This window comes from Solirubrobacter phytolaccae, assembly GCF_027587195.1.
Classification (GTDB): domain Bacteria; phylum Actinomycetota; class Thermoleophilia; order Solirubrobacterales; family Solirubrobacteraceae; genus Solirubrobacter; species Solirubrobacter phytolaccae.
This window is the reverse complement of record NZ_JAPDDP010000042.1, coordinates 18,929-44,062: the sequence shown is the minus strand read 5'-3', so window position 1 is coordinate 44,062 and position 25,134 is coordinate 18,929. Positions and strand designations below refer to the sequence as shown.

Here is a 25,134-nt window from a genome sequence, read left to right as displayed (position 1 = left end):
CGTTAGGGGAGGGTGAAGCGGCCGGGGCGGGTCAATGGGAGCCCGCCCCGGCCGTTCTTCACACGCCTACGGCGTCGTCGCCGACAGCGCGAACACCAGCACCTTGCCGTAGCCGCCCGTCACCAGCTGGTCGTTCGCCGCGATCGACTGCTTGAAGTCGATCTCCAGCTCGTGACCGCTGACCGGGGTCGGGAACGACAGGAGGCGCAGGCGGGCGTTGGCGGTGCCCGGCAGCGGCGCGAACGCCGTGCTCGGGTTGGCCGCGTCCGTCGCGCGGATCTGCAGGGCCTGCGGCAGCGAGCTGCTGCCGTTGACCAGGTGACCCGGAGCGTTCGCGCTCGGGTCGCGCACCGTCAGCTCGGCCGCCGTGGCGGACGAAGTCGCGGTGGCGGCCAGGCTCGCCGTGTAGTCCCGGGCGACACCCGGGGTGAACACGCCGAGGTTGGCCGAGCCCTTGATGTCGAGGGCGAGCGTGCCCGGGACGAGCCCGCCGACGCCGACCTCTTCCTCGTTCTCGCCGCCGTACGGCTGGACGTTGACCGGGATCAGCGCCTGATCCCTGCCCCCGCGGCCGTCGCGGACGGTGAGCTTGGCGTACCAGACGCCGGGCTCGGTGTAGGTGTGCATCGCGTCCTTGGTGGTCGCGGTGCCGCCGTCGCCGAAGTCCCACTCGTAGGTGAGCGTGTCGCCGTCCGGATCGGTCGCGGTCGCCGTGAAGGCCACCGGGTCACCCGGGAAGACGTCGCCAGCCGGATTGCGCTGGATGCTCACCGCCGGCGGCTGGTTGCCACCCTGCTTGCCGCAGTCGGCGTCGGCCACGGCGCCGGCCGCGACCTCGATGCCGCCGAGGAAGTGCTTGAGGAAGTCCGCTTCGCTGAACGTCGCGGCCGTGTGACCGAGGCCCGTGTACCACGAGCGGCCACCCTGGTAGCGCTGGCACCACGAGATCGGATGGTCGTCATCCGTCGTGTTGCCGTCGCCTTCCTCGTACGTCGTCTCGTCCACCGTCAACAGCACGTGGACCTGGCCGCGCGGGCTGTAGTCCGCCCCGCCGCCGCCAACCACCGGGTTCACCGGCGACTGGTAGTTGTACCACTCGTCAACACGCGGCCACGGGTTCGGGAGACCCAGGGTCGAGTGGTGATCCAGGTCGTCCACACGGACCGTCGCGGTGGGCGTACCGGCCGGATGGCTCTGGAAGTACGCGCCCACGAGCTGCCCGTAGAACGGCCACTCGTACTCGGTGTCGGCCGCCGCGTGGACACCCACGTAGCCACCGCCGCCCTTGATGTAGTTCTCGAACGCCGTCTGCTGCGCGGCGTTGAGCGGGTCGCCCGTGGTGGACATGAAGATCACCGCGTCGTAGTGCGCGAGCGCGGCGGCGTTGAACACGCCCGCGTCCTCGGTGGCGTCGACCTGGAAGTCGTTCGCCGTGCCGAGGGCCCGGACGGCCGCGATGCCCTCGTCGATCGAGTCGTGGCGGAAGCCCGTCGTCTTCGAGAACACCAGCACGCGGAAGCGTGCCTCGGGATCGTCCGCGCCGAACACGGTGACCGTCACCGTGCGCGTGCGCTCGTCCTCACCGTCGCTCACCGTCACCTCGGCCTCGTACGTGCCGGCCGCGGTGTAGGTGTGCGTCGGATCCTCCGTGGTGGAGTCCGAGTCGCCGTCGCCGTCGAAGTCCCAGCTGTAGGTCAGGTCGTCGTCGTCCTCGTCAGAGGCGGTGACGTCGAACTTGACCTCGAGCGGGGCGAAGCCGGACGTCGGCGTCGCGGTGGCGGACTCGATGGTCGGCGGCTCGTTCTCGTCGGTGGGCGGGCAGCCGGTGGCGTCCCCGTCGACCGAGAAGTACTCGAACGTCACCGTGTCGCCGGCCTGCTGCACGCCCTGCGTGTAGAGGCCGAACTTCGGCGCGACCATCGCGTTGGTCACGGTGCCGGAGAAGTTCAGCCACTCCCCGGTCTCCGTGAACTTGTACTGACCCGAGTACGTGTTGCCGGACTTGGTCAGCTTGAGCCAGATCGGACCGTGGCCCTGGGCGGCCGTGACCGCCGGGTCGGTCGGCGTCGCGCTCACCGTGCCGCCGACTTCCGAACGCAGCTCCAGGCGGTTGACCTGAGCGTTGTTCTCGTCGGAGATCGCGTTGATCTTGACGTAGTTGTTGTCGTCGCCGTAGGCCAGGATGCCGCCCTGCGAGTACCCGCCGTCCAGCGTGTTGGTGAGCTTGGTCTCCAACACCCAGTCGGCGCCCGCGTGGTCAGCGGCCTGCAGCAGCAGCGGGCCGCCACCGGTCGAGCCCTGGTAGATCTCGCCGGCGGTCGTGGTGACCTTCAGCGCGCCGTCGGCGACCGCGTACTTCGTCGGGTCGTCGTGGGCGTTGGCGTTCCACCGCTCCGCGTTCAGCGTGTCGCCGTCGAACGCGTCACCCGGGCCGTCGCACTGCTCGCAGCTGCTCGGGTCCGGACCGTTGAGGGTGAAGTAGTCGAACGAGACGACGTCACCGACACCGGCTGCCTGCGGGCTGAACCCGAAGATGCCGAAGTCCGGCGAGGCCATCGGATTCACCACGGGACCGCCGGGGAACGGCGTCCAGGCCACACCGTCGAACGAGTACTCGCCCGAGTAGTTGTTGCCCGCCTTGGTCAGCCGCAGCCAGAACGGCCCGTTGACCTGGGTACCCGTGAGGTTCGCGTTCGTCTCGGGCTGCTGGATCGCACCGGCGACCTCCGAGCGGAGCTCGATCCGGTTCGCGCGCGTGTTGTTCGGGTCGGTGATGACGTCGAACTTCACGTAGTTGTCGCCGTTGAGGTAGGCCAAGAGGCCGCCCTGGGCGTAGCCACCGTCGTTGGTGTAGTCGCTGATCTTGGTCTCGATCACCCAGTCCGCGCCGGCGTGCGAGGCGTCCTGGAGGATGAAGCCGTTCGGCGGCGGCGTGGTGTCGCCCGTGTAGATGTCGCCCTGGGTCAGCGTGAGGTTGAACTCGCCGCCGGCCAGGTTGTACTCGGCCGGGTTGTCACGCACGATGGCGTCCCAGCGCGTCTTGTCGAGCGAGGCGCCGTCGAACTGGTCGTCGTAGCTCGGGCCGGACGGCGTACCGCCGCCACCGCCGCCACCGCCGACCTCGTCACCGGTGAGGGTGAAGGAGTCGAAGGCCGCCACGGGGTTGCCGACACCGTCGTTGGAGAACGCGAACAGGCCGATCTTCGCGTCCGCCGGGAGCACTGCCGGTCGCCCGGCCGCGGTCCACGTGGTGCCGTCGGTCGAGTAGTGGCCGACCACGTTGGTCCCGTCCGACGTCAGGCGCAGCCAGAAGTCGTCGGGGAAGGTGGCCGGGATGTTGGCCGTCGAGTCGGCGGCCTCGTTGCGTGCGACCGCGTTGACCTCGTTGATGAACTCGAACTTCTCGTCGCCGGCCGTGCTGTGCGCGATGCGGCCGAACTTCGTGAAGTTGTCGTCGTTGCCGTAGACCATGATCCCGGCCTGCTGGTACTGGGCGGTGCCCTCGAAGTTGATCTTCGTGATGGCCTGCCAAGCACCGTCGGGCGCGTCGCGGACGATCAGGTCCTGCGCGTCGTTGCGGGTCTGGTAGATGTCGCCCGGGCGAGCCGGGATCTGCAGGGTGCCGCTGCCGACGACCGCGGCCTGAGTCGCTCGGACCCGCGACCACGCGGCGTCGAGCTCGGTGCCGTCGAAGTCGTCGACGATCCCCTCGGACCCGCCGCCACCGGAGCCGTCCGGATCGAACCGGACCCAGTCGAAGCGCGCCACCGGGGTGGTCACGGCCTGGTCGGACAGCGCCGCCGGGCCGATCTTCGCGTCGGTGAACGTCGCCAGCGAGACCGGGCGACCGACGGGGGTGAACGTGGTGCCGTCGTACGAGTACGCCGCCGTCAGGTTCGAGCCGTCGGAGATGATCCGCACGTAGTAGTCGAGCGGAGCGTCGGCCGGGATGCCGCCGAGCTTGTCGGTGGCCTCGTTGCGCGGGTTGCCGTTGGTCTCGGTGATGAACTCGATGTCACGACCCGAGCCCGCGTAGATCATGTGCACGGACGCCCAGTTGTCGTCGCCCGCCCACACGCGCAGGCCGGCCTGGTGGTAGTTCTCGGTGAGCGCGCTCGCCGAGATCTTCGCCGTGGCCGTGAACGCGCCGTCGGGCAGGTCCTGGGTGACGATGTTCTTCGCCGTCGTGCCGGCCCCGTACATCGAGCCGGGTGAGATCGGCAGGTTCAGCACGCCGCCCGAGACGCTGAGCGGGTTCGCCGCGTCCGGCCGCGTGACGGTCCACTTGCCGTCCAGCGCGTTGCCGTCGAACTCGTCCGAGCGGACCGGGCCCGTCGGGCACTCGTCGAGCGGCCGCGTCACGCGGACCTCGACCGTGTCCGAGGACTTGCCGCCGGACGCGTCGGTCACCGTCACGGTCGCCGTGTAGTTGCCCGGCGTCGTGTAGGTGTAGTTCGGCGCCTTCTCGGTGGACTTGTCAGCGTCCGTGCCGGGCACGCCGAAGTCCCACGCGTACGTCAGCGCCTCGCCCTCGGCGTCGGTCGCGTCGGCGTTGAAGGCGACGTTGAGCGGCGCCTCCCCGCTGACGGGCTCGGCCGTGGCGTTGACCTCCGGCGGTGCCGTGATCGCCGCGCCCTTGCCGGTGAACTTGAAGTAGTTCAGGTTCATCAGCGAGCCCGTGTTCGTCGGGTGACGGAACACGATGAACAGGCGGTGCGTGCCCTGCGGGATGGTGGTGGGCAGGTTGATCGTGACGTCCTGCCACGTCTGCCAGCCGCCCGTGGGCGCGATGAGCGGGGTCGCCGCGACGAGCGGGCCGTCGGCTGCGTCGTAGCGCAGCTCGATGATGCCGCCCGCACCGGCCGAGGCCACGCGGAACGTCGCCTTCGTGAGGTCCTCGAGGTTGTACGGGTTGAACGAGATCCAGTCGCCGTCCTCGATGAACGCGGCCGCGTTGCCGCCGCCGACGTCCGTCGTGGCTTCCTGGGTCACGCCCGGGTCACCCGTGCCCCGACCGTCGGCCGTGCGGCCGGTGGTCAGGTAGTACTCGGCCTGCTTGAGCTTGGGCTGCAGGATCGCCTCGGCGGAGCCGGTGACACCGGCGGCCGGGCCGTTGCCCGCGTCCGTGTAGCTCGCGGTGACGACCGTGAACACGTTGGCGTTCACGCCGTGGCCGTCCACGCTCGTGACCGTGAACGTGCCCTCGCAGTTGTTCAGCGTCGAGAGCTCGTGCGCGTGCGTGTCGTGCCCGAGCTTGACCTCGATGCGGATGGCGCTGCAGGGGATCGTGCCGGCGCCGGTCGAGCCGCCGTCCGGGTCGGTGACGGAGACCTTGTACGGGATCTTGTCCCCGAAGTCGGCGATCTTGCCGTTCTCGGGCAGCTCGATCGTGACGACCGGCCGCTGGTTGCCGACGACGACGCGGACCGTGTCCACCGCCGTGGCGCCGGACTCGTCCGTGACCGTCAGCGTCGCGTCATAGGTGCCGGCCGCCGTGTACTGGTGGCTCGGGTTGGGCGCGGTCGAGGTCGGCGTGCCGTCCCCGAAGTTCCACAGGTACGTGAGCGCCGTGCCGTCCGGGTCGTTGGAGCCGGCGGACGAGAACTGGACCGTGGTGCCGACCGGCACCGCGTCGTTGTTCACGGCCGCGGCGGCGATCGGTGTGCGCGAGCCGCTGATGTAGTCGACGCGGTAGACGCCCGAGTCCGCGTTGTTCTCCGCGAAGCCCTGGCCCCACTCGACGACGTACAGCGAGCCGTCAGGGCCGAACTCCATGTCCATCGGGCTGATGTAGCCCGTGGTGCGCGCCCAGTTGGAGACGCCGGTGACGAGGCCCTGGTTGTTCAGGTCGGCCGTCTTGATCCAGTCGTTGTTCCACTCGCCGATGAACCACTGGCCGTCGTAGAACCGCGGGAACTTGGTGTCCGAGTCCGAGTCCTCGTCGAAGTAGTACCGCGTGCCGCCCATCGGGGCACCGCCGCCGCCCAGATCCGGGAAGCGGGTGTCGGTCTCGGAGTAGCCCATCCACATCGACGCGGGAATCGCCGGCGGGAGGTTCGTCAGGCCCGTGTTGTTGGGCGAGTCGTTGACGGGGTTCGAGCAGCTGTAGTCGCCCTTGACCGTGCCGCCCGAGTCGGACGTGTACGTGATGTCCTTGTAGGCGACGTTCTCGCGGATGCAGTAAGGCCAGCCGTAGTTGCCGGGCTGCTTGACCACGTTCCACTCGACGGAGCCCTGCGGACCGCGGTTCGGGTCCGTGGAGCCGGCGTCCGGGCCGTAGTCGCCCATCAGGATCCAGCCGGTCTTCTTGTCGTAGTGGATCCGGAACGGGTTCCGGAAGCCCATCGCGTAGATCTCGGGCAGGGTCCGGTTGGTGGTGTCGGCGGCCTCGTCGAAGAGGTTGCCCTGCGGGATCGTGTAGGTCGTCCCGAGCCCGGCGGTGCCGGTGGCGTTCGGGATCGGCCGGATGCGCAGGATCTTGCCGTTCGGGTTGTTGGTGTTGCCCGAGGTGCGCTGCGCGTCCCAGATCTGCCGGCCCGCCCGCTCGTCGGTCGGGTTGAAGCCGTGCGCGAACGGGTTGGTGTTGTCGCCCGTGGAGATGTAGAGGTCGCCGTTGGCGCCCCACTCGAGCGAGCCGCCGGTGTGGCAGCACTCCTGGCGCTGATGCTGCCAGGTGTAGATGATCTGCTCGCTGCCGAGCACGTTGCCGGTCAGCGTGAAGCGCGAGACGCGGTTCTGGCCGCTGGCGTCCGGCAGGGCGGAGTAGGCGAGGTAGATGTGACCGGTCTGATCGAAGTTCTCGGCGAGCTGGATGCCGAGCAGGCCGTTCTCATGGCTGAGCGTGACCGGGATCGTGCCGACGGTGGTGGTGACCTGCGTCGTCGGGTTCCACATCTGGACACGACCGTCGAGCTCGATGTAGAACGCTCGCCCGTCGTTGGCGATGTCGATCTCCATCGGCGCGTTCGTGTCGTTGTTGATCGTGATCTTCTCGAAGTCCTCGGACGTCGGCGGCGGCGTGCGCTGCTCACCGCAGTCGCCCGCGACGCCGGCCGCGGTGCGCAGGCCGCCGAGCAGGTGCTGGCGGAACTGCGTGTCCGTGAACGAGGCCTGGGTGTGCCCCATGGCCGTGTACCACGAGATGCCACCGTCGAAGTTCGAGCACCACGCGACGGGATGGTCGTCGTCGATCGTGTTGCCGTCCTGCTCGTCGTAGGTCGACTCGTCGACCGTGGCGAGGACCTTCACCTGGCGGGCGCGCGGGCTGTAGTCGGCAACGGTGGTGTTGCCGTTGATCGCGGGCGTGACCGGGTGCTGGAAGTTGTACCACTCGTCCGTGCGCGTCCAGCGCGTCGGGAGGCCGGTCGTGGAGGGCTCGTCGCCGTCCTCGATGTCGACCGCCGCCGTGGGCGTTCCGGGCGGGTGGTTGCGGAAGTAGCCGCCGACGAGCTCGCCGAACCACGGCCAGCTGTACTCGGTGTCGGAGGCGGCGTGGACGCCGGCGAAGCCGCCGCCGGCCTTGATGTAGCCCTCGAACGCGGTCTGCTGCGCGTCATTGAGGATCTCGCCGGTCGTCGACATGAAGACGACGACGTCGTACTGCGCGAGGTTGGCGGCGGTGAACGCGGCCGCGTCCTCGGTCGCGTCGACCGTGAAGCCGTTGGCCGCGCCGAGCGCCTGGACCGCCGCGATGCCCTGCGGGATCGAGTCGTGGCGGAAGCCGCCGGTCTTCGAGAAGACGAGGACCTTGCTGAGCGAGTTCGCGGCCTCGACCGTGATCTTGCCCGTCATCCCGGGATGCAGATCGCACAGGAAGTCGTACGTGCCGGTCGCGGTGAACGTCCGGCTGATCGGCGCTCCGTTGACCTCGCGGATCTCATTGATCGGCGCGGTCCAGTTCGCTCCCTGCGACTTCAGGCTGTGCGTTGCCTGCGCCTGGTCGAACTCCCAGCGGACGGTGTCGCCCACCTTGATCGTCCTGTTGGCCGGGCTCCAGACCTGGGCCGGCGAGTCGACGGCATCGATGACGACCGTCTCAGCTGCCCGGACTGGTGAAGCTGACATCGCCCACGCGATGGCAGCGACGACCGCGAGCAGCGCGTACCGCATCCTGCGCATTAACGGCTCTCCTCCGTTGAACTCCACTCTCCTGAACGACGACTTATTTCAAATGCGCAGGTAGAAGTCCAGCCGCTTCGGTAAAAGTTGGGAGAACATCCGAACTCAGGCGTCGGAAGCCCTGGCTTGTATGAGGAATTCGATCCCGTCGAGCACGGTTGACAGTCCGAACACGAACGCATGCTCGGGCGCGAACGCCGCGTTGTGGGCCTCGCCGGCGGCCGCCCCGACACGGCTGGCGATCGGGTAGCGCTCAGGCTCCAGCACGCGCTCGAGCACCGGCGCCCGAGCGTTCCACCACTCCTCGTCGGTCAGGCCTGAGCGCTGCTCGGCCTGCTTGGCCTCGAGCGCGCGACGGGCGGAGGACTCGACGTGCGCGCTGACCAGGACGAGCGCCGAGTCCATCTCGATGTCGGTCAACCCGATGCCTTCGAGCACGGAGAGCTCGTGCTCGTAGCGGGCGATCGTGTTCGGGCCGAGCACGGGACGGAGCGGCGTGACCTCGAGCAACCACGGATGACGGTGGAAGCGATCCCAGTTCTCGCGTGCGAGGTGCTCGAGCCTGGCGCGCCAACCGCCGTCCGGGAGCGGCGTGGGCGGGTCGACCGCGGTGTCGAGCATCAGGTCCAGGAGCTCCGGCTTGCCGGGGACATAGGTGTACAGCGACATCGTCCCGACGCCGAGCCGCTCGGCGACCTTGCGCATCGAGAGCGCCGCGAGGCCGACTTCACCGGCGAGCGCGATCGCCGCCTCGATCACCTGGTCGAGGTCGAGGCGCTGCTTGGGGCCGCGCTTGGGTGCCGGTTGGACCCGCCACAGCAGCTCGAGGCTGCGAACGGGATCACCGCTGCCGCTGAATTCGGTCATGGCGTTTAACTCCGTATGGTGTACGGTACTCCGTATGGCGTACGGAGAGAAGATGGCGATCGAAGCGGACGGACTGCGCAAGCGCTACGGCGAGACGGTCGCGCTCGACGGGCTCGACCTCGCCGTGCCCGCGGGGTCGGTGTGCGGGGTGCTGGGACCGAACGGCGCGGGCAAGACGACCGCCGTGCGCGTGCTGGCGACGCTCGCGCGGGTGGACGCCGGCCGCGCGGTCGTCGCGGGCGTGGACGTGGGGCGCGACCCGGCGGGCGTGCGGCGGCGGATCGGGCTCGTCGGCCAGCACGCCGCGGTCGACGAGGCGCTGAGCGGGCGCGCGAACCTGGTGCTCTTCGGTCGGTTGCTGCACCTGGGCGTCTCACGCGCGCGAGCGCGCGCGGAAGAGCTGCTGGAGCGCTTCGACCTGGAGGACGCCGCGGACCGGTCCGTCAGCGGCTACTCGGGCGGGATGCGGCGACGGCTGGACCTGGCCGCCGGGCTGATGGTGGCGCCGGACGTGCTGTTCCTCGACGAGCCGACGACGGGGCTGGACCCGCGTTCGCGGCTGGAGGTGTGGGAGGCCGTGCGCGGGCTGGCCGCCGAGGGGACGACGGTGCTCCTCACGACGCAGTACCTGGAGGAGGCGGACCGGCTGGCCGACCGGATCGCGGTCGTCGACGGCGGGCGCGTGGTCGCGGAGGGCACGCCCGCCGAGCTCAAGGACGCGCTGGCCGGCGATTGGATCGAGGTCGTCGTGCGCGACGCCGACGACGTGGTCGCGGCGGCCGCGTTGCTCGCGCGGATCTCCGGGGTCGCGCCGGAAGTCGACACGTTGCGGGTCAGCGCGCCCGTCCGCGACCGCATGGGTGCGCTGGCGGCGGTGATCGGCGAGCTCGACGCCGAGGATGTGTCGTTGCGACGCCCCACCCTCGACGAGGTCTTCCTGGAGCTGACGCGATGAGCCTGCGCTGGGTGTTCGCCGACACGTGGACGCTGACCCTGCGCGCGTTGTCGCACTGGGCGCGCCAACCGTTCGTCGCGCTCGTCGGGTTCCTCTTCCCCGTGCTCGTGCTGGTGATGTTCGCCTACCTGCTGCGCGGCGGGTACGGCGACGACTACCCCGAGCTGCTGGTGCCTGGGATGCTCGCGCTGACCACGGTCTTCGGCCTGGAGACGACGATGACGGCCGTCGTCACCGACGCGCAGCGGGGCATCACGGATCGGTTCCGGTCGCTGCCGATGGCGGGCGCGGCGGTGGTCTCCGGCCGTGCGGTCGCGGACCTGCTGCACGCGGTCCTCGGGCTGGTGGTGCTGATGGCGTGCGGGTGGGCGATCGGCTGGCGGGTCCACGGCGGCGTGCTCGACGCGCTGGCGGCGGTCGGCCTGCTCGTGCTGCTGCGCTTCTCGCTGATCTGGATGGGCGTGTTCCTCGGGCTGGTCGCCGGGCGTCCCGAGGCGGTGTCGGCGGTGCAGATCCTCGTGTGGCCGCTCGGGTTCCTGTCGATCGCCTTCACCGACCCGGGCTCGATGCCAGGCTGGCTCGGCACGGTCGCGGAGTGGAACCCGCTCTCCTCGACGGTCGCCGCGACGCGTGAGCTGTTCGGCAACCCGGGCTGGGAGAGCCAGTCGTGGGTCGCGGAGCACGCGGTGCTGATGGCCGTGGTCTGGCCGCTCGTGCTGACGGCGATCTTCTTCCCGCTCGCGGTGGCCAGGTACCGTTCGGCCGCGTGAATCGATTCCGGGGATGCCTGCTCGGGCTGGCGGTGGGTGACGCCGTCGGGACCACCGTCGAGTTCTCGCCGCCGGGGAGCTTCCCGCCCGTGACCGACATGGTCGGTGGCGGACCGTTCGCGTTGCCCGCGGGCGCGTGGACGGACGACACGTCGATGGCGCTGTGCCTCGCGGAGAGCCTGGTGGAACGCGGCGGGTTCGACCCGGTCGACCAGCTCCAGCGCTACGTGCGCTGGTGGCGCGAGGGGCACTGGTCCTCGACGGGCGAGTGCTTCGACATCGGCAACGCGACGGCCGCCGCGCTCGCCCGGTTCGAGGCCACGGGCGAGCGGTTCCCCGGTGACGCGGCGCCCGACGCGGCGGGGAACGGGCCGTTGATGAAGCTCGCGCCGGTCGCGATCGCCTACGCGAATGACGTCGACGCGGCGGTGCGGTTCGCGGCCGAGAGCGCGCGCACCACGCACGGCGCGCCCGAGGCGATCGACGCGACGTGCTGGTTCGCGATCCTGCTCGTCGAAGCGCTCAACTGCGCGAGCAAGGACGAGGTGCTGCGGCCGCGCGAGGACCTCGGTGATCCCCGGCTCGCGGCGATCCTCGCCGGCTCGTTCCGCGAGCAGACGCCGCCGGAGATCCGCGGCGGCGGCTACATCCTCGACGCGCTGGAGGCGGCGCTGTGGGCGGTCGCCTCCACCGACACCTTCGAGGCGGCGATCCTCGCGGCGGTCAACCTCGGCGACGACGCCGACACGACCGCGGCGATCGCCGGCCAGCTCGCCGGCGCGCTCTATGGCCTGGAGGGCATCCCCGCCCACTGGCGCGAGCGCGTGCTCATGCGCGACGCGATCCTGGCCTTCGCGGACAAGTTAAACGTCCTGGACGTTTATTGACTGAGCAACGTTCGGCCCACTCGGAGGCGGCGAACGCGCGCCGCCGCCTCCGAGTTCCCCCGGGCCTGGCAGGAGTTCGCTGAAGGATGGGCGGTGCGGCTGATGCGGCGCAGCCGTGGATGCCTCGGGCCGCCCGCGGGCGAAGGCGTGCGTCAGCACGTCGAGTCCCGTGGGTGGCGCGAGGCGCCGCGGATGTGCTGCAGCAGGCGTGCCGGAATCCTTCAGCGGGCTCCTAGGGCAGCTTGGGCCGCTGCCCCTGCGGGTCGACGCGGGAACCCTTCGCGCCGGCCTTCTTGCCCGCAAGCTTGATGGAGGTGGTGGCGATGCGGTCGCCGGCGACGACCTCGAGCGCGTGCTTGCCGGCCACGAGCGAGCGCGGGAGCTTGAGGTTCACCTGCCCGTTCGCGATCGTCAGGCGCTTGGTGGCGACCACGGTGCGCCCGCGGCGCAGGGTCACGCGCACGCTGCCGGTGGCGCCGGTGATCTGGGCGCGCAGGGCGGTCTTGGTGACCTTGCCGACTTTGACGGTGAGCTTCGACGGGACCGGCGCCGGCGTCGGCGTGCCCGGCACCGGCGTGGCGCCTGGGGACGGGGAGCCCGTGGGCACCGGCGGCGTCGTCGGGATCGTCGGCGTCGACGGCGCCGCCGTGACCTTCACGTCCTTGGTCACCTCGGTCGTGTTGCCCGCCGCGTCGGTCGCGCTGAAGCGCAGCCGGTAGGTGCCGGGGTTCGCGAACGCGTGGCTGGCGTCGAGGCCGGCCGTGCTCGAGCCGTCACCCCAGCCGAAGCCCGACGTGGTGGCGATGCCGCTCGTCGCGTCCGTGGCCTGCGCCGTGAACAGGCCGGCGTGGCCGACCTGCAGCTCGTCCGGGCCGGCCAGCTTGACCACCGGCGCGGCACGGTCCAGCGTGACCGTCGCGCACTTGGTGTCCGAGCGGTTGGCCGAGGTGGCCGTGCCGCTCTGATCCGACGAGTTCGGGTTGTCCGGCACTGCCGCGTCGGGCACGGCGGCGCACACCTGGTGCGGGCCGTCGGCGTCGGGCAGCGTCGCCACGCACTCGAACTTCGTGACCTTGGTCTGCGCGATGGGCGCGCAGCCGGGCAGCACGGTCAGCTGCGGCGTGTCGACGGACACGAACGCGACGCCGAACGGGTACGCGAGGTTGTCCTCGTAGTTGATCGTCAGCGGCGACTTCGCCTCACGCGCGAAGGCCGGGGCGACGAGCGCGATCGTCGGCTTCGTGCGGTCGATCGTGGTCGCCGTGCGCTTGCCGTTCGCGCACGAGGTCTGGAAGTCCGGGTACCACATGCCGTAGGCGTCCTGCCAGCGGCCGAACCCGCAGATGCCGTAGGTGCTGCCTTCCTGCAGCGGCGTCGCCACACCCGGGATGCCGGTCCAGTTGACCGACGTCGTGCCCTTCTGCGCCACGCCGTACGGGCCGTCGACGAGCGCGGGCCCGCCGTTGACGATGTGCTGGAACTCGACGCGGTAGTTGCCGTTGTTGCTCCACTCCACCCATTGGGTGTTGTTCGCGCTGTTGGTGAACGCGGGCTCGCCGGTGCCCGCCACGACGACTTCCGCCTGGGCGGAGGCGGTCAGCGTGAGCGTGAGCAGCGCGGCGGTGAGGCAGAGACGAAGCATGCCTCCATCTCACCGGGACGAGCGGTCCGCAACATCAGAGGAACCTCTAGCGGCGCGGAGTGCTGCCTCCCCAGCGCGTGGAGAGGCTCCCACACCCCTACGGGTACTCTCGCTGGCGTGATCCGGACCGTGCACACGTCGGCGCTCGACGACGCGACGCTGGCCTCGGCGCGCGAGCTGCTCGAGGGCGCGTTCGACGGTGAGCTGACCGCCGAGGACTGGGAGCACTGCCTCGGCGGACTGCACGTGCTGGCCTACGACGGGGCCGAGCTGATCGGTCACGCGGCGGTCGTCCAGCGCCGGCTCCTGCACGCCGGCCGCGCGCTGCGTGCGGGCTACGTGGAGGGCGTCGGCGTGCGCGCCGACCACCGGCGGCAGGGCGTCGCGAGCACGCTGATGGATGAGGTGGAGTCGATCATCGCGCGCGCGTACGACCTCGGCGCGCTCGGCTCGAGCGACGAAGGGCTGCCGTTCTACCTCGGTCGTGGCTGGCGCGCGTGGACGGGGACGCTGCACGCGTTCACGCCCGACGGGATGGTCGACCACACGGAGGAGGAGCGCGGCTGGATCCTCGTGCACGGCGACGGGCTGGACCTCGACGGCGAGCTGGTCTGCGGCTGGCGCGACGGCGACGTCTGGTGAAAACCGCCTACGTCGTTCTCTCGCACCGCGACCCCGAGCAGGTGCTGCGGCTGGTGCGGCTCCTGCGCACGGCCGGCTCGGTCGTGCTGCACCACGACGATCGTCAGGGCGCGCTCGACGACCGCGCGCTGGCCGGGGTCGAGCGCGTGCTGCCGCCGACCCCGGTGGCGTGGGGCTGGGCGTCGCAGCTCGACGCGCTGCTGCGCTGCCTGCGCCACGCGCTCGACCGCGTCGACTTCGACTGGCTCGTCGTGCTCTCCGGGCAGGACTATCCGATCCGGCCGCTCGCCGACATCGACGCCGCGTTGCGCGACGGTGGGTTCGACGGCTACGTCGAGGGCGTGCCGGTCGCGCCGCCGGGGTGGTCGCGGGACGCGGGCGACGAGTTCGCGCGGCGCTACTTCTACCGCTACCGCGCCGTGCGCCCGCCCGGCCCGGCGCTGCGGCGCGCGGTGTCCGCGGCGCGGCCGTTGGTCACGCTGCGCGACATGCCGTGGGGCGCCGTGCTCGGCGTGCGGAGCGGCGGGCCGGGGCTGCCGGTGCGTCGCGGCTCGGACTGGCTGACGCTCTCGCGGCGTGCCGTCGAGGTGGTGGCGGGCGCCGCGCCCGAGGTCATCCGCCACTATCGACGCACCGTGTCGCCCACCGAGTCCCTCCCCCACACCGTCCTCTACGCCGACCCGTCGCTGCGGTTGAGCGGCGACACGCGCCGCTTCTCGAAGTGGGTGCCCGGCTCGCTCCATCCCGCCGTGCTCGGGATGGACGACCTCGACGCCGTCCTGGCCTCCGGGGCCGACTTCGCGCGCAAGTTCGAGGACCCGCGCGTGCTCGACGCGCTCGACCGGGTGGTGCTCGGATGAAGGCGCTGCTGCAGCGCGCGCTCAAGCGCGCGGGCTACACGCTCTATCGCGACGCGCCGCGGGACCTCGCGAACCCGCTCGGCGTGGAGCTCGCCGCGCACTCCGCGCTGCTGCGGGCGGTCCTCCAGCGCGCGGACGTGAACCTGGTGCTGGACGTCGGCGCGCACCGCGGCGGCTACCGCGACCTGCTGCGCGCGAGCGGCTACGACGGCGAGATCGTGTCCTTCGAGCCGGTCGGCGCGTCGTTCGCCGCGCTGCAGGCGCGCGCGGCCGACGATCCCGCGTGGCGCGTCCAGCACCTCGCGCTCGGGCGTGAAGCCGGCGAGGCGACGCTGAACGTCGCGCGCGAGTCCAACTTCACCTCGTTCCTGGAGCCCAACGCCTTCTCCGTCGAACGCTTCGGCGGCAGCGCGGTCGATCATCACGAGACCGTCGAGGTCGCACGGCTCGATGCCGTCTTCGAGCGCGCCGCCGCGCACGTGCCCGCGCCGCGCGCGCTGCTCAAGACCGACACGCAAGGCTGGGACCTCGAGGTCATCGAGGGTGCCGCCGGCGTGCTCGAGCACGTGGTCGCGCTGCAGGCCGAGCTGTCCGTGCGCCCGATCTACGAGGACTCGACGAGCTGGCTCGAAGTGCTCGCGCGGCTCGGCGAGCTCGGCTTCCGACCCGCGCAGCTCACCAGCGTCGGCCGCGACGACGCGCTCGGGCTCCTAGAGCTGGACTGCCTGCTCGTCCGGGGCTGAGTCGTCGTCGGCGAGCATCAGCTGCGCCCAGGCGACGTCGTGCCACGCGCCGAGCTTCCAGCCGATCCGCCGGTAGGTGCCGACGGGCTCGAAGCCGAACGCGCGGTGCAGGCCTTCGCTGCCGTCGTTGGGGAGCGTCATCCCGGCGATCGCCGCCGTGAACCCGCGCGCTTTGAGCAGCGGGAGCAGGACCTCGTAGAGCGCGCGCCCACCGCCGCGGCGCGCGAAGCCCTGGCGCAGGTAGACGCTCGTCTCGGTCGCCCACCGGTACGCGACCCGCGGGTGGAACGTGCCCGCGTACGCGTAGCCCACGACCTCCCCTTCGTCCTCGAGCACCAGCCACGCGTGCGCGGCGGCCATCCGGCGCGCCATCTCGGCGGCGTCGGGCGGCTCGAGCTCGAACGACACGGCCGTGTCCGTCACGTAGGGCGCGTAGATCGCAGCGCAGGCGGGGGCGTCTTCAGGGGTGGCGGGCCGAACAACCATGTCGCCGATAGTAGCGCTACTGTCCACTATCGTGTCAGCTGATCTCACGACCTCGATCGCCGAGACCGTCCGCGCCGCGCGCGAGGCGCACGGCCTGTCCGCGGCCGCCCTGGCGGAGCGCTCCGGCGTCTCCCGAGCCATGATCGCGAAGGTCGAACGCGCCGAGGCGCAGCCCACCGCCGCGCTGCTCGGTCGCCTGTCCGCGGCGCTCGGCCTGACCCTGTCCGAGCTGGTCGCGCGCGCGGAGCAGTCGGACCGCCGGCTCGTCCGCGCCGCCGAGCAACCGGTCTGGACCGACCCGGAGACGGGCTACCGGCGCCGGGCCGTCTCCCCGGTCAGCGGCGGCCCCCTGGAGCTGGTCGAAGTGGAACTGCCGGAAGCCGTCGAGATCGCGTACCCGGCCGACAGCTACGCGTTCATCCACCAGCAGATCTGGGTGCTCGAGGGCGCGTTGACGATCCGCGAGGACGGCGTCGAGCATGCGCTTTCGCACGGAGACTGCCTGGAGTTCGGCGCGCCCTCGGCGCGCGTGTTCGTGGCGCGGACGGCGTGCCGCTACCTGGTGGCGCTCACGCGCCGCTGACCCACGTTCCTGGACGCACGGCCCCGTTCTTGACAACGGGCGCAGGCTTCAGAGATGACCCAACCGACGACGCTCGCCGAGAGCCTCAAGGAATACACGGACGCGGTCCCGGCGGGCGAGCGGCCGGACGCGTTGCACCAGCTCTTCTACGGGTTCTACTCGCGGATCGCGATCATCGACCGCACCACGCACGAGCTCGCGCGGTGGGCCAAGGACGACATCGGGGACATCGCGGACGCGGGGCCCGTGCTCGCCGAGGCCATGCGCGACAACGCGCTGCACGTCGGGCGGGACCTGTTCGCCGCGCGCATGCGGGCGATGAGCGCGATGAAGCTCGTGTCCGAGCAGCTGTCGGCGCTGTGCGACGCGGACGACCATCCGCCGTTCACGCTCCAGCGCGCGGTCGCGTTCGACGAGGCGTCCGGTGCGGTGCGCAGCTACGACCTGGCCACGCCTGGCGAGCACGGCGACCTGCCGTACGACCCGTTCGCCTACGACCCGAACGCCGAGCCGGCGTGAGTCAGCGCTTGGCCGCGCACTCGATGCAGAGCACGACGTCCGGCATCGCGCGCAGCCGCTTCTCGGCGATCGGCTTGCCGCAGGAGTCGCACAGGCCGTAGGTGCCCTCGTCGAGCTTCGCGAGCGCGCGCTCGGTGCGTTCGAGGCCGGCCTCGACGGTCGTGCCGACGCCGATGTCGTTGAAGCGCGAGATCGCCTCGACGGTGCCGTCGCCGATGCGCTTGCCGAAGCCCTGAGAGGCGCCGCGCTCGGGGCGCTTGGCGAGCGTGGCCACGCGGGCGCGGGCGTTGTCGCGCCGCCCTTCGAGCTCTGCACGTACGGCGTCGTGATCCACGACGCAGATCTACCCAATTCAGCGCCGGGCCAGCACTCGCAGCGTCGCGGCAAGGGAGCGGCGGGTCTTCGCGGGCAGCGCCGTCAGGTCCTGGTCGGGGCCGAGGCCGGGCACCGCGCGCAAAAGCCGGTCGCGTTGCTTGTCCGTCAGCACGTCGATCGCACTGAGGAACTCGCCGACCGTGCCGTCGGTGGCCGTGCCGTCCTTGAGGGCGGCCGCGGCCAGCTCGATCGCCTTGCCGTCGTCGGTGCTCGCCGGCTTGCCGACCGCGGGCAGCGGCGGCGGCTCCCAGAACCCCGCGCGTGAAGGCGGCGCCTCCGGCTTCGGCTTCGTGGCCGCCGCGATCGTCGCCGGTTCGCTGACGATCCCCGCGTCGTGCAGGAAGCGGCTGTGGCGACCCTCGGTGTGGAGGATCGAGAGCTCCTCCGTGGCGCGGGTGAAGGCCACGTACGCGATCCGGCGCTCGGCCTCGACGCCCTCGCCCGCGGCGACGAGGTCCGGCGGCGCGTTCAACGCGTTGCGGTGCGGGAGCACGCCCTCGTCGCACGCGACCACGACCACGCGCGGCCACTGGCGGCCCTTGGCGCGGTGCACGGTGGTGAGCTCGATGCCGCCGCGCTCATCGCGTGCCCGCCGGAGCGACAGCCGGCGTGAGTCGAGCACCGCCGCGTAGTCCGCCACCGACTGGCCACGCGCCTCCTCCTCGGCCTCGTCGAGCACCTTGCGGTCGTCGCGGTCCGGCCGCGCCGACGCGCGGGCGACCTCGTCGAAGTAGCGATCCAGGCCGTCGGCGCGGAGCTGGCGGATGACCGCGGCGGCGTCGCGGCGAGTGACGAGCGCCGCCAGCTGCTCGGCCGCGCGCGTGACCTTCCAGCCCTCGTCCGGAAGCTGCTCGACCGCCGCCGGCAACGACACGCCCCGCGCCAGCGCACCCACCACGCGCGCCGCCGCGTCCAGCCCGAACCCGCGGGAAGGCCGGCGCAGGATCACGCGCACGTCCACCTCGGTCGCCGCGCGCGGCGCGGCCAGCACCGCGAAGTACGCCTCGAGCGTCTCCTGCGCGCCCGCGGACTCGAACAGCTCCTCCGGCCCGGCGATCCGCACGCCCGCGTCCGCCGCGGCGAGCGCGAACGGCCGGAGGGCATTGATCGTGCGCCCCAGCACGACGATCTCGCCACGCCCGTACGCGGCGAGCTTACGCGCGAGCAGCCGCGGCGCCGCGCCCGGCGTGGACTCGGGGTAACGGGCGACGCGGATCGCGCGCTCACCCCCGTCCTCGCGCCCGGGCGCCGGCTCGATCGGCTTCGCGAACCGCCGGCGGTTGCGGGCGATCAGCGCGGCGCTCGCCCGCACCACCTCCGGCGTGCAGCGGTAGTTGTGGCGCAGAGCCACCCGCGTCAAGGCCGGGAAGGCCGTCGAGAGCTCGAGCATCGTCTTCACGCTCGCGCGCCGCCAGCCGTACAGCGTCTGGTCCTCGTCGCCGACCACGAACAGCTCGTCGTGCGGCGCGGCGAGCATCCGCACGAGCAACTCCTGCGCGGGCTCGATGTCCTGGTACTCGTCGACCAGCACGTGCTCGAACGCGGCCTGCCAGCGCTGCCGCACCCCGCGGTTGGCGCGCAGCAGGCGCACGGCGTGGACGATCATGTCGTCGAAGTCGTAGAGCCGCCCGCGGGCCTTCTCGCGCTCCACGAGCGCGTACGCGCGCGCGACCACGCGGCTGGGCTCGTCCTGCGGGCACGCCGCCTCCCACTCGTCCGGGCTCATCAGCTCGCCGAGCCGGATCGCGCTGATCAGCCCCGGCAGCTCGGCCGGCTCGGGCACCGCGCCACCGACCTCCGCCGCGGCCTGGCGGGCGAACCGCGCCCACTGCGGCACGGTCCAGCCGTGGTGGAGCTCGCGCCCCTCCAACATCCCCGCCTCGGCGATGATCCGGCGCCCGACCGAGTGGAACGTGCGCGCCGCCACCCGCCCGGCTCCGGCCGCGCCCAGCCGCTCGCGCAGCTCCGCCGCCGCCGGGTCGTTGAAGGTCATGCACAGGACCCGCTCGGCGTCGGCGCCGCGGGCCAGCAGCTCGCGCACCCGCTCGACCAGGACCGTCGTCTTGCCGGAGCCGGCGGGCGCGATCACCTGCACGACGCCGCCGGGCGCCCGCGCCGCCGCCAGCTGCGACGCGTCCAGCGGACGGTGCGGCGCGATCCCCGAAGCCCCGGCGAAGCGCGGATCGCCGTCGATCGCCCGCGCGTACAGCCAGCGCAGCCGCTCGAGCGTGTGCGCGTGCTCGAAGCCGGGCTCCACGAACGCCGCGTCCTCCAACTCGTCCGGCGTCACGTCGCACTCGACGAGCACCGGCACGCCGCTCCGCAGCGCCGACACCAAAAACGTCTCGTGCAGACGCCGGACGTCGGCGAGCGTCTCCAGCCGCACGCCCAGCAGCGCGACCGGCTCGGTCCCGGCGAACCGCTCGGGCGCCGCCTCCCAGCGCACGACGCGAACGCCGCGCGCAGGCAACTGGGGCGGCGCCTCACGACGCCAGGACAACAGACCGCGCTCCATTAGAGCGCGGTCAGGTTACCCCTGGTTCGGCGGCGAGTAGAGCTGCAGGTCGTTGCCGTCGGGATCCTTGAACGTCACGATCCGGCCCCACGGGTGGTCGGAGATGTCGGTCGGGAACTCGACGCCGGCACCCTTGAGCCGTTCGACCTCGCCCTCGATGTCGCCGTCCGGCTGGAACGCGACGGCCGCGCCGCCGTCACCCGCCGGGGACTCGCTGCTGTTCAGGCCGATCCGCAGGCCGTTGGCGTCGACCTCGCTCCAGTCGCCGTCGTGCTCGGTCACGTCCAGGCCGAGCGTCTCGCCGTAGAACGCCACGGCGCGCGACATGTCGGTGACGGGCAGCCAGACGGCTGCCACTCCCTTGATCATCGGAACCTCCCAGTCGTTTTCCCCAGGGGTACGGCCGTCGCTCGCGTACCGGATTACGCCCGCTCACAGCCGCGCGCACGGCTGCGAGCGATCTGCGCGGACGCTGCGAGCGCCCACGCCGATGCTGGTGGCATGGACTACGCAATCGAAGCCGAAGGGCTGCGCAAGCGCTTCGGAGATACCCAGGCGCTCGACGGCGTCAGCCTCGCTGCCCGCCGCGGCAGCGTGCTCGGCGTGCTCGGCCCCAACGGGGCGGGCAAGACGACCGCTGTCCGCATCCTCGCCACCCTCATCCAGGCGGACGAGGGAACCTCCCGCATCAACGGGATCGACGTCGCCCGCGAGCCGGGCAAGGTCCGTGAGACGATCGGCCTCACCGGCCAGTACGCGTCCGTGGACGAGCTGCTCACCGGCGAGCAGAACCTCGTGATGATCGGCCAGCTGCTGAACCTCAGCGGCAAGCAGGCGCGCGCCCGCGCGAAGGAGCTGCTCGCCTGGTTCGACCTCACGGACGCCGCCAAGCGCCCCGCCAAGACGTACTCGGGCGGCATGCGCCGCCGGCTGGACCTCGCGGCCAGCCTCGTCGGCCGCCCGTCCGTGATCTTCCTCGACGAGCCGACCACGGGCCTGGACCCGAGCAAGCGCGAGGACATGTGGGGCGTCGTGCGCTCTCTCGTCCACGACGGCTCGACCGTCCTGCTCACCACGCAGTACCTGGAAGAGGCCGACGCGCTCGCCGACGAGATCACCGTGATCGACAAGGGCGCCGTGATCGCCCACGACACGCCCGACGGGCTCAAGCGCGTCGTCGGCGGCCAGCGCCTGACCGTGCGCCCGACCGACCCGACCCGCCTCGACGACGCCGAGGCGCTGATCAGCGACCTCGCCGGCACGCGCGCCGAGCGCACCGACCGCGGCGTCGTCTCCGTCCCCGTCAGCGGCGACGAGGTGCTCGGCGACGCGGTCTACCGCCTCAACGAGGCCGGCATCGCGGTCACCGAGCTCTCGCTCCACCTGCCCAGCCTCGACGAGGTCTTCTTCACCCTGACCGGCCGCACCGAAGCGGCCGCCATCACCCAGGAGGTGCACGCATGAGCGCGGCACTCGCACTCCCCCGGCACAGCCTCGTGCTGGCCAAGCGCAACCTGATCGGGGTGCTGCGCAACCCCGAGGCGCTGATCGACGTGACCGTGCAGCCGATGATCTTCCTCGCGCTGTTCACGTACATCTTCGGCGGCGCGATCGCCGGCGGCTCCCAGCAGGACTACCTGCAGTTCCTGCTGCCCGGCGTGCTCGCGCAGACGGTCGCGTTCGGCGCGGTCGCGATCGGCGTGAACCTCAACACCGATATCGAGAAGGGCGTCTTCGACCGCTTCCGCAGCCTCCCCATCTCCCGCTCCGCACCCTTGATCGGCGCGGTGTTGGCGGACATCGTGCGCTTCACGCTCCTGTGCGTGGTGACGATCGGCTTCGGCTACATCCTCGGCTTCCGCGCCGCGACCGGCCCGCTCGAGGTGCTCGCCGCCTGCGGGATCGTGATCGCGTTCGCGCTCTGCCTGGCCTGGGCGTCGGTGTTCATCGGCACGATCGCCCGCACCCCGGGCGCCGTGCAGGGCATCGTCTTCCTGATCATGTTCCCGCTGACGTTCGGCACGAGCACGTTCGTCCCGGTCGACACGATGCCGGGCTGGCTGCAGTCCTTCACCGACATCAACCCGCTCACGCACCTGATCGGCACGCTGCGCGCGCTCCTGCTCGACCAGCCGATGGGCAACCACCTCCTCTGGACCTTCGTCTCGATGGCGGCGCTGCTGGTGATCTTCGTCCCGCTCGCGCTACGGGGTTACGGGCGCCGGGCGTGAGGCGAACGCGGCCAGCTGCTCCAGCCCGACCGCACGGGTCGGCGGCGGAGGCGGCGTGAGCGCGAGGCGGGTGATCTCCGGGTTGGTGGGATCGTCCACGCCGCGGATCGCCGTCGCCGCCGCCAGCAGCTCGGCGGCGCCGTCGCGATCCCCCTGCGCCGCCGCGACCGCCGCCGCGCTGACCGCGACCGCCGCGTGCATCGGCATGTCCTTCGTGTTGACCGCCGCCGCGTGCGCGATCGCCAGGTAGGCCCCGGCGCGCTCGAAGTCCCCCTGCTCAGCGGCGAGCGACGCCGCCACCGCGTGCACCAGCGCGTGGCCGTGGGTGCCCGGCATCGCCGGCGGGAGGTGCTCCAGGCGCGAGAGCGCGTCGGCCAGCACCGCCTCCGCCGCGTCCAGGTTCCCCGCGATCCACTCGATCCGGGCCTGCAGCGCCTGGACGAACGCGAGGTCGTCGCGGCCGATGTCCCGCCGGTGACGTGAGCGGAGCGCGTACTCGCGCGCGCCGTCGAGGTTGCCGGCCCGCAGACGGAAGTCCGAGATCCGCATGTCGAGCATGCCCGCCAGGGCGTCCGGGTTGAGCGCCGAGAACGCCTCGCGCACCTGCTCGAGCGTCTGCTCGGCCTCGTCCAGCCGTGCCAGCAGCATCAGCCGGCCGCTCTCGAGGAACAGCGCCATGCCGAGCGCGAACGAGTCGCCGAGCTCGGTCAGCTGCACCCGCGCGGTCGCCAGGTGCTCGCCCATCGCCTCGATCTCGCCGTCGTTCTCGGCCTTGCCGGCGAGGAACAGCCGCACGACGGCGCGCACCCACGGGTCCGGATGCTCGCGCGCCGCCTGCTCCTGCGTGTTCTCCTCCACGCCGGCGAACAGCTCGAGCACGACCTTGGCGAGCGCCACCAGCGGCCGGTCGGCGTCTTCCAGCTCCCCGACGCGGTCGTACATCGCGCGGATGAGCGCCTGCGCGTCCTCCTGGTAGGGGTGGTCCTCAAGCTCGGCGAGCTGCAGCACGCCTTCGGCGATCGTGCGGTCGGCGGGGTCGGCCTCGCCCGGGATCGCGACCGCGAACGAGGTCCACGTCTTGGCCTCGTGCTGGCTGCCCGACAGGAGCCACAGCCAGAACAGCTGGACGGCGAGCCGAACCCCGGACCGTGCGTCCTCGACCTCGCCGAAGTGACGCAGCGCGGCGATGATGTGCTCGCGCTCGGCGTCCAGGAGCGCGTACCAGCGGGCCTGCTCGTGCCCGCGGAGCTTCGGCTCGGCCTCCGCGACCAGATCGGCGAAGTAGCGCGCGTGCGCGGCGCGGGTGGCGTCGAGCTCGCCCGCCTCCTCGAGCTTCTCCAGGCCGTACTCGCGGATCGTCTCGAGCATCCGGTAGCGCGTCGGCTCGGCGTCGGGGATCACCTGCAGCAGCGAGCGCTCGGCGAGCGCGGCGAGGCCGTCGAACGCGTCGTCGCCGTAGACCGCGCTGGCGGACGCGACGGTCGCGCCGGCGGTGAAGATCGCGAGCCGGCGGGCGAGCACGCGCTCGGGCTCGTCGAGCAGCTCCCAGCTCCAGTCGACGACCGCGCGCAGCGTGCGGTGGCGCGGGAGCGCGGTGCGGCTGCCGCCGGTGAGCAGGCGGAAGCGGTCGTCCAGGCGCTCGGCCAGCTCGCGCGCGGTGAGCGTGCGCAGGCGCGCGGCGGCGAGCTCGAGCGCGAGCGGCAGGCCGTCGAGGCGGCGGCAGATCTCGCGCGCGGCGTCGTCGACCACGAAGCCCGGCCGGGCCGCGGTCGCGCGGTCGGTGAACAGCGTCAGTGCCGGGGTCTCGGGGAGTGGCGGGACGGCGACGAGCGCCTCACCGTCGATCGCGAGCGCCTCCCGTGAGGTGGCCACGATCTTCAGCCGCGGGCAGCCCGCGAGCAGCTGGTCGGCGAGGTCGGCCGCGGCCGCGATCACGTGCTCGCAGTTGTCGAGGATGATGATCGCGTCGCGCTCGGCGAGCACGCCGAGCAGGTGCCGAAGCGTGTCGCGCGGCGCCATGCCCGGGAGCACCGCCTCACGCAGGCCGAGCGCGCCGAGCGTGGCGGGGACGATCTCCGAGTCGGCGGTGACGGGCGCGAGCTCGACCTGCCAGACGCCGTCCTCGACGTCGTCCACGTGGCGAGCCACGGACTCCCGCGCGAGCCGCGTCTTGCCCGCGCCGCCCGGCCCGAGCAGCGTCACGAGCCGGGAGCGCTGCAGCAGCTCGTCGATCTGCGCCAGCTCGCGCTCACGCCCGACGAAGCTCGTGACCGGCGCCGGCAGGTTCGTGCGCTTCGCGGCCGTCGGCTCGGCCTGGAGCACGGCCAGGTGCGCCTGCTGCAGCTCGGGCGAGGGCAACACGCCGAGCTCCTCGTCCAGGCGGCGGCGCGTGCGCTCGTAGACGGCGAGCGCGTCGGCCTGGCGGCCGGTTGCGAACAGCGCGCCGATCAGCCGCGCCGCGAGCCGCTCGTGCAGCGGGTGCTCGCCGTGCAGCGCCTCGAGCGCGGTGACGTCGCCCGTCTCGATCAGCGCGGTGACCCGCTGCTCCTCCAGCCGCGCGGCGGCCTGCTGCGCGAAGCGGTACTCGCGCAGGTCCGCGAGTGCCGGGCCGCGCCACAACCGCAGCCCGTGCTGGGGCTCGCGCTCGAACTCCTGGACGTCGGTCTGCGTGTCCTCCAGCCGGTAGCCGCCGGGTGCGGGCGAGACGAGCGCGGGGTCGCCGAGCGCCCGCCGCAGCCGCGACACGAGCGACTGGAGCGCGTGCACCTGGTCGGCCGGGAGGTCGTCCTCCCACAGCGCGTCGACGAGCGCGCCGACGGTCACGGGCCGGCCGGCGTCCAGCGCAAGGCGGGCGAGCAGCGCGCGCAGGCGTCCACCACCGACGGCCACCGGCGCTCCCTCGTGTTCGATCTCCAGGGGCCCGAGCAGGCCTACGCGCATG

General features: G+C 71.9%; 18 protein-coding genes. 10 read left to right on the top strand and 8 right to left on the bottom strand.

What is annotated here, in order from left to right:
- Positions 1 to 66 precede the first annotated feature (66 nt).
- Together OJ997_RS21265 and OJ997_RS21260 are read right to left on the bottom strand one after the other, a co-directional pair.
- On the bottom strand, positions 67 to 8,118 hold the full coding sequence (locus tag OJ997_RS21265) for a ThuA domain-containing protein (RefSeq protein WP_270027245.1): 8,052 nt from the start codon (positions 8,116 to 8,118) through the stop codon (positions 67 to 69).
- 105 nt (positions 8,119 to 8,223) lie between these two features.
- Positions 8,224 to 8,985 carry a TetR/AcrR family transcriptional regulator gene (locus OJ997_RS21260; protein ID WP_270027244.1) on the bottom strand — a complete coding sequence of 254 codons (762 nt, stop codon included), beginning with the start codon at positions 8,983 to 8,985 and terminating at the stop codon, positions 8,224 to 8,226.
- A 34-nt stretch (positions 8,986 to 9,019) separates the two neighbouring features.
- Here OJ997_RS21260 and OJ997_RS21255 point away from each other — a divergent pair, with 34 nt between their 5' ends.
- The 3 genes from OJ997_RS21255 to OJ997_RS21245 are packed head-to-tail and all read left to right on the top strand — an operon-like array spanning position 9,020 to position 11,597.
- Complete coding sequence (locus tag OJ997_RS21255; RefSeq protein WP_270027243.1) at positions 9,020 to 9,940, top strand: ATP-binding cassette domain-containing protein; 921 nt, start codon at positions 9,020 to 9,022, stop codon at positions 9,938 to 9,940.
- Positions 9,937 to 10,710: an ABC transporter permease gene (locus tag OJ997_RS21250; RefSeq protein ID WP_270027242.1), complete on the top strand. Its 774-nt coding sequence runs from the start codon at positions 9,937 to 9,939 to the stop codon at positions 10,708 to 10,710. The genes OJ997_RS21255 and OJ997_RS21250 overlap by 4 nt, the downstream gene beginning before the upstream one ends.
- Entirely contained in the window at positions 10,707 to 11,597 is an 891-nt protein-coding gene (locus OJ997_RS21245; protein WP_270027241.1) for an ADP-ribosylglycohydrolase family protein, read from the top strand. The genes OJ997_RS21250 and OJ997_RS21245 overlap by 4 nt, the downstream gene beginning before the upstream one ends.
- A 232-nt stretch (positions 11,598 to 11,829) precedes the next feature.
- Here OJ997_RS21245 and OJ997_RS21240 read toward each other — a convergent pair whose 3' ends face one another.
- Entirely contained in the window at positions 11,830 to 13,239 is a 1,410-nt protein-coding gene (locus tag OJ997_RS21240; protein ID WP_270027240.1) for a PKD domain-containing protein, read from the bottom strand.
- A gap of 117 nt (positions 13,240 to 13,356) precedes the next feature.
- Between OJ997_RS21240 and OJ997_RS21235 the strand changes: the two genes are divergently transcribed.
- Genes OJ997_RS21235 through OJ997_RS21225 form a run of 3 tightly spaced genes read left to right on the top strand, consistent with a single transcriptional unit; the run spans position 13,357 to position 15,484 of the window.
- Entirely contained in the window at positions 13,357 to 13,881 is a 525-nt protein-coding gene (locus tag OJ997_RS21235) for a GNAT family N-acetyltransferase (protein WP_270027239.1), read from the top strand.
- Positions 13,878 to 14,741, top strand: a complete 864-nt coding sequence (locus tag OJ997_RS21230; RefSeq protein ID WP_270027238.1) for a beta-1,6-N-acetylglucosaminyltransferase — start codon at positions 13,878 to 13,880, stop codon at positions 14,739 to 14,741. Before OJ997_RS21235 ends, OJ997_RS21230 begins: the two co-directional genes overlap by 4 nt.
- On the top strand, positions 14,738 to 15,484 hold the full coding sequence (locus OJ997_RS21225) for an FkbM family methyltransferase (RefSeq protein ID WP_270027237.1): 747 nt from the start codon (positions 14,738 to 14,740) through the stop codon (positions 15,482 to 15,484). Before OJ997_RS21230 ends, OJ997_RS21225 begins: the two co-directional genes overlap by 4 nt.
- On the opposite strand, the gene OJ997_RS21220 is transcribed toward OJ997_RS21225, so the two are convergent.
- Complete coding sequence (locus OJ997_RS21220; protein WP_270027236.1) at positions 15,452 to 15,970, bottom strand: GNAT family N-acetyltransferase; 519 nt, start codon at positions 15,968 to 15,970, stop codon at positions 15,452 to 15,454. The two genes, OJ997_RS21225 and OJ997_RS21220, sit on opposite strands and share 33 nt — an antisense overlap.
- A 31-nt stretch (positions 15,971 to 16,001) precedes the next feature.
- Here OJ997_RS21220 and OJ997_RS21215 point away from each other — a divergent pair, with 31 nt between their 5' ends.
- Together OJ997_RS21215 and OJ997_RS21210 are read left to right on the top strand one after the other, a co-directional pair.
- Positions 16,002 to 16,553, top strand: coding sequence for a helix-turn-helix domain-containing protein (locus OJ997_RS21215; protein ID WP_270027235.1), 552 nt, complete (start codon positions 16,002 to 16,004; stop codon positions 16,551 to 16,553).
- A 54-nt stretch (positions 16,554 to 16,607) separates the two neighbouring features.
- Positions 16,608 to 17,072: a hypothetical protein gene (locus OJ997_RS21210; RefSeq protein WP_270027234.1), complete on the top strand. Its 465-nt coding sequence runs from the start codon at positions 16,608 to 16,610 to the stop codon at positions 17,070 to 17,072.
- Position 17,073: 1 nt separating this feature from the next.
- On the opposite strand, the gene OJ997_RS37705 is transcribed toward OJ997_RS21210, so the two are convergent.
- The 3 genes from OJ997_RS37705 to OJ997_RS21195 are packed head-to-tail and all read right to left on the bottom strand — an operon-like array spanning position 17,074 to position 20,319.
- Positions 17,074 to 17,406, bottom strand: coding sequence for a TraR/DksA family transcriptional regulator (locus OJ997_RS37705; RefSeq protein ID WP_270027233.1), 333 nt, complete (start codon positions 17,404 to 17,406; stop codon positions 17,074 to 17,076).
- An 18-nt stretch (positions 17,407 to 17,424) separates the two neighbouring features.
- On the bottom strand, positions 17,425 to 19,917 hold the full coding sequence (locus OJ997_RS21200; protein WP_270027232.1) for an ATP-dependent helicase: 2,493 nt from the start codon (positions 19,915 to 19,917) through the stop codon (positions 17,425 to 17,427).
- Positions 19,918 to 19,977: 60 nt separating this feature from the next.
- Entirely contained in the window at positions 19,978 to 20,319 is a 342-nt protein-coding gene (locus OJ997_RS21195) for a VOC family protein (RefSeq protein WP_270027231.1), read from the bottom strand.
- Between the two features lie 144 nt (positions 20,320 to 20,463).
- On the opposite strand from OJ997_RS21195, the gene OJ997_RS21190 reads away from it, so the two are divergent.
- Positions 20,464 to 21,426, top strand: a complete 963-nt coding sequence (locus tag OJ997_RS21190; protein WP_270027230.1) for an ATP-binding cassette domain-containing protein — start codon at positions 20,464 to 20,466, stop codon at positions 21,424 to 21,426.
- On the top strand, positions 21,423 to 22,193 hold the full coding sequence (locus tag OJ997_RS21185) for an ABC transporter permease (protein WP_270027229.1): 771 nt from the start codon (positions 21,423 to 21,425) through the stop codon (positions 22,191 to 22,193). The genes OJ997_RS21190 and OJ997_RS21185 overlap by 4 nt, the downstream gene beginning before the upstream one ends.
- Here OJ997_RS21185 and OJ997_RS21180 read toward each other — a convergent pair.
- Positions 22,167 to 25,133: an AfsR/SARP family transcriptional regulator gene (locus OJ997_RS21180; RefSeq protein WP_270027228.1), complete on the bottom strand. Its 2,967-nt coding sequence runs from the start codon at positions 25,131 to 25,133 to the stop codon at positions 22,167 to 22,169. The two genes, OJ997_RS21185 and OJ997_RS21180, sit on opposite strands and share 27 nt — an antisense overlap.
- Position 25,134 lies beyond the last annotated feature (1 nt).

What these genes read in the sequence shown, in the direction of transcription:
- OJ997_RS21185 (WP_270027229.1), top strand. Translation starts at nt 21,423, where the DNA reads ATGAGCGCGGCACTCGCACTCCCCCGGCACAGCCTCGTGCTGGCCAAG.
- OJ997_RS21225 (WP_270027237.1), top strand. Translation starts at nt 14,738, where the DNA reads ATGAAGGCGCTGCTGCAGCGCGCGCTCAAGCGCGCGGGCTACACGCTC.
- OJ997_RS21255 (WP_270027243.1), top strand. Translation starts at nt 9,020, where the DNA reads ATGGCGTACGGAGAGAAGATGGCGATCGAAGCGGACGGACTGCGCAAG.
- OJ997_RS21180 (WP_270027228.1), bottom strand. Translation starts at nt 25,133, where the DNA reads ATGCGCGTAGGCCTGCTCGGGCCCCTGGAGATCGAACACGAGGGAGCG.
- OJ997_RS21250 (WP_270027242.1), top strand. Translation starts at nt 9,937, where the DNA reads ATGAGCCTGCGCTGGGTGTTCGCCGACACGTGGACGCTGACCCTGCGC.
- OJ997_RS21190 (WP_270027230.1), top strand. Translation starts at nt 20,464, where the DNA reads ATGGACTACGCAATCGAAGCCGAAGGGCTGCGCAAGCGCTTCGGAGAT.
- OJ997_RS21220 (WP_270027236.1), bottom strand. Translation starts at nt 15,970, where the DNA reads ATGGTTGTTCGGCCCGCCACCCCTGAAGACGCCCCCGCCTGCGCTGCG.
- OJ997_RS21260 (WP_270027244.1), bottom strand. Translation starts at nt 8,985, where the DNA reads ATGACCGAATTCAGCGGCAGCGGTGATCCCGTTCGCAGCCTCGAGCTG.
- OJ997_RS21210 (WP_270027234.1), top strand. Translation starts at nt 16,608, where the DNA reads ATGACCCAACCGACGACGCTCGCCGAGAGCCTCAAGGAATACACGGAC.
- OJ997_RS21265 (WP_270027245.1), bottom strand. Translation starts at nt 8,118, where the DNA reads ATGCGCAGGATGCGGTACGCGCTGCTCGCGGTCGTCGCTGCCATCGCG.
- OJ997_RS21240 (WP_270027240.1), bottom strand. Translation starts at nt 13,239, where the DNA reads ATGCTTCGTCTCTGCCTCACCGCCGCGCTGCTCACGCTCACGCTGACC.